We start from the raw sequence: 5,857 nt of genomic DNA, 5'->3' as shown, positions 1-5,857 counted from the left end.
GAAGAAGATGCGCGCCGTATTTTAGAGTTTGGCGCAGATAAAGTATCAATCAACAGTCCAGCACTTGCGGATCCTAGTTTAATTAATCGTCTCTCTGAAAAATTTGGCGTGCAATGTATTGTTATTGGTATTGACTCTTACTTTGACGAAGAGACGGGTCAACATCAAGTGAAACAGTTTACCGGTAATGAAAAAGCAACAGTAACAACAAAATGGAACACCTTTGATTGGATCAAAGAGGTGCAGTCTCGTGGTGCGGGTGAAATCGTACTGAACGTGATGAACCAGGACGGCGTCCGTTGTGGTTACGATTTAGAGCAGCTAAGCCAGGCGCGTGCAGTTTGTAATGTGCCTTTGATTGCATCTGGCGGTGCAGGTGAAATGGTTCATTTTGCTGATGTATTTAACACAGCAGATGTTGATGGCGCATTAGCCGCCAGCGTTTTCCATAAACAGATAATTAATATTGGTGAGTTAAAAGCTTACCTTAAAACACAGCAAGTAGAGATCAGATTATGAGCAATATACTAATGAATGAACAACAGCTTAATTCACTGGATTGGGCAAAAGTTGATAACCTGATGCCTGTTGTTGTGCAAAACCGCACCTCAGGTAAAGTCTTGATGCTAGGTTATGTAAACCAGGAAGCCTTAACTGCAACACTTGAAAGTGGCAAAATGACCTTCTTTAGCCGCACTAAACAGCGTTTATGGTGTAAAGGTGAAGAGTCTGGTAACTTCTTAAACGTACTTGAAATCAGCACAGACTGCGATAACGATACGCTACTAGCAATCGTTGAGCCGGTTGGTCCAACATGCCACCTAGGTACAGAAAGCTGCTTTAAAGGTGATTTACAACCCGCTCTGACTTTTATTGCAGATCTTGAGCAAGTGATCGCTAGTCGTAAAGGCGCGGATCCAGAAAGCAGCTACACAGCAAGTTTATATGCTCGTGGTACAAAACGTATCTCACAAAAAGTGGGTGAAGAAGGTGTCGAAGTTGCACTGGCTGCTATGGCTAAAGATATGGACGAACTAACCTGTGAAAGTGCTGATTTGTTATATCACCTGACAGTATTACTGCAAAATGAGGGTTTAAAACTTTCAGATATAGCGGCTAAATTACAAGAGCGTCATAGTAAATAAGCGACGTTTATAAACGTATTTTATTAAAAAGCCCGTACTTAAATATTAAGTACGGGCTTTTTTATTGAATAAAGAACTTTATTTAACCCGTATTAAACTATGTGATTCATCATCAACACTAATTTTGACAACTTTTGAACGTGGCATCTTATCTACTTTGCTGATCATGACTTCGTTATAACCCCGTTTATGCATCCATGACATAGGAGATGAAAAGCTATCTTCACTGACCACAAAGGTATCATTGAGCAAAGTTCCCTGCTCAGTCGCATTTTTTTGGATACTCACTATCCATATACGTTGCTGAAACTCTTGAAACCCTTGGCACGCATAGGTAAAAGCATTCCAAGTTTTAACCTGCAACACAAACAGTTTACTAATCAGGCTCATTGGCGTACCAGTTTATTTTGATCGCTGTGATCAAAAATCTTGCCGTAAATATCTAACACCATAGTTTGCGTATAAGATAAGCTATTTCCAATTAAAACAACCTGTTGTGAATACTTTGTCATTTTGGCATTGTCTCGCATAAACGGAGATTGAATTAATTGCCAGTCTTGCTGATCCAGACTCGCTTGTACATCAAAGGTGATGCCTGTTCTTTCACTTTCACTAAATTTACCGCCAGCAAGCACGCACATCCCTCGAGGAATGGTTAATGAATGCATCACCGTATCGTTTGCCTGATCCCACATCCAGTATCCAGTCTCCTGGTGAATCACTTTATTATCGCTAATGCGTTGTACTTTTTGCATATAATGAACTGCACTGACTTGCTGTGACTCGGCATTACTCACCTCTCCAGCTTCAGTAAAGCTCAGTGTTTCATAATAGGTATTATTTTCAATACCATCAGGCTCCGGTGAGATATCAGCCCCTTTATTTCCTACCCAAACGCCAATAAGTCCAGTCAGCGGACCATAATTAATCATGCTATTTTCGCTCATTAAATGACCTCTTTAAAATAAAGAAAGGGCTCCGATTGGAGCCCTAAATATCGACAGTCAAACTACTTGGAACAGATGACTTTAAATGGCAGTTTACTAGTCCTCGACACGATCATCAACACTGTAAATTGTCCACTTCAGATCAGTAATTATTTTATGACTGCTGATTTCGGCGACAATTCGACGATTACGAGCATGGATATATTCATCATTACCTTCAAGTAATAAACGTTCGAAACCAAAGCCGAGTGCCGTAAGGCGCTTTTCCTCTATTTCAAATCTGCTGACTAATATATCTTTAATCGCCTGTGCACGATTTTGAGATAATTTATCATTATGCTCTTTTGTACCAACTTTACTGGTGTGCCCCTCAATGGTGACATTAGCTTGTGGATATTTTCTCATAAACTTAGCTAATTCTTCAATCTCAGGGAAATATTTAGGTACGACCTCATAAGAGTTGTTGGCAAAGTTAATCAGCAATTCACGTTTAGCTTTATGCACAGTTTCCGATCCGCAGCCACTATTATCAACTTGAGAGCCAACTTGTGTTTCATCGCAAATATCTCTTGCTTTGATTACGCCGTCCCCTTCATAATCTCGAAGATCGTTTACTTGCACTGTCGGCTCAGCCGCCATATCGATTGCTTCTGTTGAGCATCCTGCTATAAACAGGCTTAAAATACACATGATTATAAATTTCATTGACTTACGCCTCCTTCGTATTGCTCTTCACCTGACCAAGTTGATGGACGAGTTACTCGTAACGAGTCCAATAATAGTCCAGTAGCATGCAGTATTCTGTACTGCGCGGTTATTTCATTAAACTCAGCTTCAAGAAAATCTATTCTTGCTTGATAAAGTTCATTTTCTGTATCAAGTAAATCGAGCAAGGTTCGTTGCCCTAATCTAAATTGCTCGTTATACATAAACTGCGTATCTTTTGAGGCAACGACATGTGTTTTAATGTATTTCTTCTGCATATTTAACTGTTCAAATGCATTCCATGAAAGGATAAATCCTTCCGTTACTTGACGGTGCACACTGCGATTTAACTCTTTTGCTTCATTTATCTTATAGGCAGTTTCAGTTGCATAAGCTGCGTCCCTACCACCGGAAAAAATATTGTAGGTAAAGCGTATCATCGCCAGTGCTTCATTATTTTCACCACCAACATCTCCAAAACTACCATCATCACCATCCAAATTATCATTATAATTTGCACTTAACTCTAACGATATTTTAGGGTAATAAGTTGATTTTGCAGCGTCATATTGGTAGTTGGCTGCCGTGATATCATTACTCGATGATTTAAGAATAGGATGGTTATCTAAAGCTTTTTGTAACCCCTCTTCTTCAGTTTTTGGCAACATATCCGCATCGGGGACAGGTATAACTAAATTTTCAGGTTGTTGGTTAATCACTCTATAGAACTGCACTTTACTATCAAGGTAATTATTTTTTGCTGCAATTAAATTTGAGTGCGCTTTAGCAAGCCGTCCATTAATTTGTGATAAATCGGCTGTACTGCCTAACCCGGAATCGGTGCGCTCTTTGATCTGTCCGTAAATTTCTTCATGAGCAGCGAGATTCTTTTCTGACAAAGCAACCTGCTGTTCAGTTTTTATTAGATTTACATAGACTTTAATACTCTGCAACGCGATATCTTCAGCGGCAGAAAACAAACGCCATTGCTCTGCACTTGTAGCAAAGCTAGTTCGATCGACTTCACTGCTGGTATGAAAACCGCTAAAAATATTTTGTTTTAGGCTAATACCTAATTCGCCACGCATTAACTCTTCGGTATTATCACCAGAGCTACCTGAGCGTCTAGTGCCAGGGCTGTCAGTGTATTCGTAACCATAACCACCGGTTAAATCAAGCGTTGGCCAATAACCCGATTTGGCTTGGGAAATTTGCTGCTCGTTAGCTTTAAATTGGGTAAATGCAGCGCTAAGATCAGGGTGAGTATCTAAGGTGTATGCGACGGCTTGCTCTAATGATTGACTATTAACAATTGCTGGGAACATCATAGTTGAACACAATATCCCTATTGCACTTCTTTTAGCCAATATAAAATTGAAGTTTTTCATCTTACCTCCATTTCATAACTTATTGTTTATATTTTATGTTTTACTGCCTATCATTATTTTAGTTACTAATATCATTTCTGCATGGTGAATTTAAATTTTTTTTTAATTGATAAAAAATTATCCGTTAATAAGCAGTTCACACCACTTACTAACGGATAAATATTGAGTTTTAGCGCAATATTTTATGCTAAAAATATTAAGGATATAATGGTTCCTCTTCAAGAGCCGGGAATTCAATGGCAACTTCACCTTCATCAATGATTAAAGCACCATCCCCGCTCAAACCGCTAATGATTGCCTCGTTAGTGATAGGATCTCCGCTGTTTACATATTCATCAGCAAGATCAACGCCTTCAAGTACAATTGTCTGGCTTACTTCAAATGGGTCAGTCTCAACATCTTTACCATCAGCATCAATCTCAATCCTTGTATCGCCATCACTAAATGTGAACTGTAAATAATCTTCCAAATTATCTAGCTCTTCGCCATCTAACAAATCACTTAAATCCAATAAGTCATTATCAAGATCAAAGTCATTAATATAATCGATAGCATCATCACCGGCATCATCACCAGCTAACCATACAAAGGTATCAACACCTTGACCACCAATTAGCGTATCATCACCTAAACCACCGATAAGCGTATCATCACCTAAACCACCATCAATATAATCATTACCCTCACTGCCGGTAAATTGTGAGCTATCAGAGCCGCCGAGGATTGTATATGCTTCATCAGTAATATCACCTTGAGCCACATAACTAGCTGTATCAAGAGTCGTAATAGCAAGTGTAGGAGCAAATTCACTCACCAACTCATCAGCTGTAGTTAAGTAGATCTGGTCAATAAACATCCCATCAACATCAAAACTATCCGGATCAAGGGCAAAGATAGTATTACCATCACCGTTTACTTCTGGAATAATTTCAGTTTCAGTTCCATCCGTATGTACAACAGTGATAGAGGAACCATCAGGGAAATCACTTAGATAAACTTCTGATCTAATTTCACTTTCATCAACAAGAGCAGCGTTTATATCAATAGGGTATGTATAACTATCAATGGCATCTACAGCAAAAGAAAGCTCATTAATTTGATAGCCATTAGCATCTTCGTCACCGGCATTCATAAGTGTCAATTTGTCCATGCCAGCATCTACATACAAGGCAAATGTATCTCCACCATTACTAAAAATTGTTCCATCAACTACCCAAGTAAGGTTGATTTGTAAACCTTCAATATCCTCTCCTGAATAGTCAATGTTCCACTCATAATCACCAGTTACTGGATTTAACGTGAATTCATCAGTACTACCCAATTCTCTTCCATCAGGTGTTCCATCAGGTGTTGTCATGGTTACAGACGATGCACTACCATCAAAAACACCACCACTTAGTGTGCCTGATAGTGTGCTTAATGCAGTTGGTATTTCAACACCTGTAGCTTCAATCAATATGATATCGTCAATGGTGTTTTTAACATCCATTAACATGCTATGCATGTTAAGAGGGAAATCAAACGTAATAGATTCTCCTACATCAATACGGTTTGGATCTTCGCTGCCTGTGCCAGCATCGATACCTACTCCAAGTCCATTATTAAAATGGATAGGATCACTAGCTTCTGCTACTGTGCCATCACTGAATATGATGGTTTTACCATCTTCACT

7 protein-coding genes are annotated in these 5,857 nt (G+C 39.1%); 2 read left to right on the top strand and 5 right to left on the bottom strand.

Features of this window, described 5'->3' with window-relative positions:
* Positions 1-519 (top strand): imidazole glycerol phosphate synthase subunit HisF (gene hisF, locus AC4GME_RS10810; protein ID WP_490379381.1); only part of this gene is annotated, 519 nt, incomplete at its 5' end.
* On the top strand, positions 516-1,145 hold the full coding sequence (hisIE, locus tag AC4GME_RS10805) for a bifunctional phosphoribosyl-AMP cyclohydrolase/phosphoribosyl-ATP diphosphatase HisIE (protein WP_490379380.1): 630 nt from the start codon (positions 516-518) through the stop codon (positions 1,143-1,145). The genes hisF and hisIE, both read left to right, overlap by 4 nt.
* A gap of 78 nt (positions 1,146-1,223) precedes the next feature.
* On the opposite strand, the gene AC4GME_RS10800 is transcribed toward hisIE, so the two are convergent.
* The 5 genes from AC4GME_RS10800 to AC4GME_RS10780 all read right to left on the bottom strand — a co-directional run.
* Positions 1,224-1,535 (bottom strand): hypothetical protein, encoded by a 312-nt coding sequence (locus tag AC4GME_RS10800; protein ID WP_490379379.1) that lies wholly within the window; start codon positions 1,533-1,535, stop codon positions 1,224-1,226.
* A complete protein-coding gene (locus tag AC4GME_RS10795; RefSeq protein ID WP_490379378.1) occupies positions 1,532-2,092 on the bottom strand; it encodes a heme-binding beta-barrel domain-containing protein in 561 nt (186 codons plus the stop codon). The genes AC4GME_RS10800 and AC4GME_RS10795 overlap by 4 nt, the downstream gene beginning before the upstream one ends.
* A gap of 96 nt (positions 2,093-2,188) precedes the next feature.
* Positions 2,189-2,797 (bottom strand): OmpA family protein, encoded by a 609-nt coding sequence (locus tag AC4GME_RS10790; RefSeq protein WP_490377280.1) that lies wholly within the window; start codon positions 2,795-2,797, stop codon positions 2,189-2,191.
* Positions 2,794-4,185: a TolC family outer membrane protein gene (locus AC4GME_RS10785; RefSeq protein ID WP_490377281.1), complete on the bottom strand. Its 1,392-nt coding sequence runs from the start codon at positions 4,183-4,185 to the stop codon at positions 2,794-2,796. Before AC4GME_RS10785 ends, AC4GME_RS10790 begins: the two co-directional genes overlap by 4 nt.
* Before the next feature lie 196 nt (positions 4,186-4,381).
* The coding region (locus AC4GME_RS10780) for a calcium-binding protein (protein WP_490379377.1) at positions 4,382-5,857 on the bottom strand (1,476 nt) is incomplete at its 5' end.

Source organism: Psychromonas sp., from assembly GCF_983033635.1.
Note: the sequence above shows the minus strand (reverse complement) of the source record. Positions and strands in the feature narration are given on the sequence as shown.

Coding starts and splice junctions, on each gene's coding strand:
- AC4GME_RS10795 (WP_490379378.1), bottom strand. CDS start 2,092: ATGAGCGAAAATAGCATGATTAATTATGGTCCGCTGACTGGACTTATT.
- AC4GME_RS10790 (WP_490377280.1), bottom strand. CDS start 2,797: ATGAAATTTATAATCATGTGTATTTTAAGCCTGTTTATAGCAGGATGC.
- hisIE (WP_490379380.1), top strand. CDS start 516: ATGAGCAATATACTAATGAATGAACAACAGCTTAATTCACTGGATTGG.
- AC4GME_RS10785 (WP_490377281.1), bottom strand. CDS start 4,185: ATGAAAAACTTCAATTTTATATTGGCTAAAAGAAGTGCAATAGGGATA.
- AC4GME_RS10800 (WP_490379379.1), bottom strand. CDS start 1,535: ATGAGCCTGATTAGTAAACTGTTTGTGTTGCAGGTTAAAACTTGGAAT.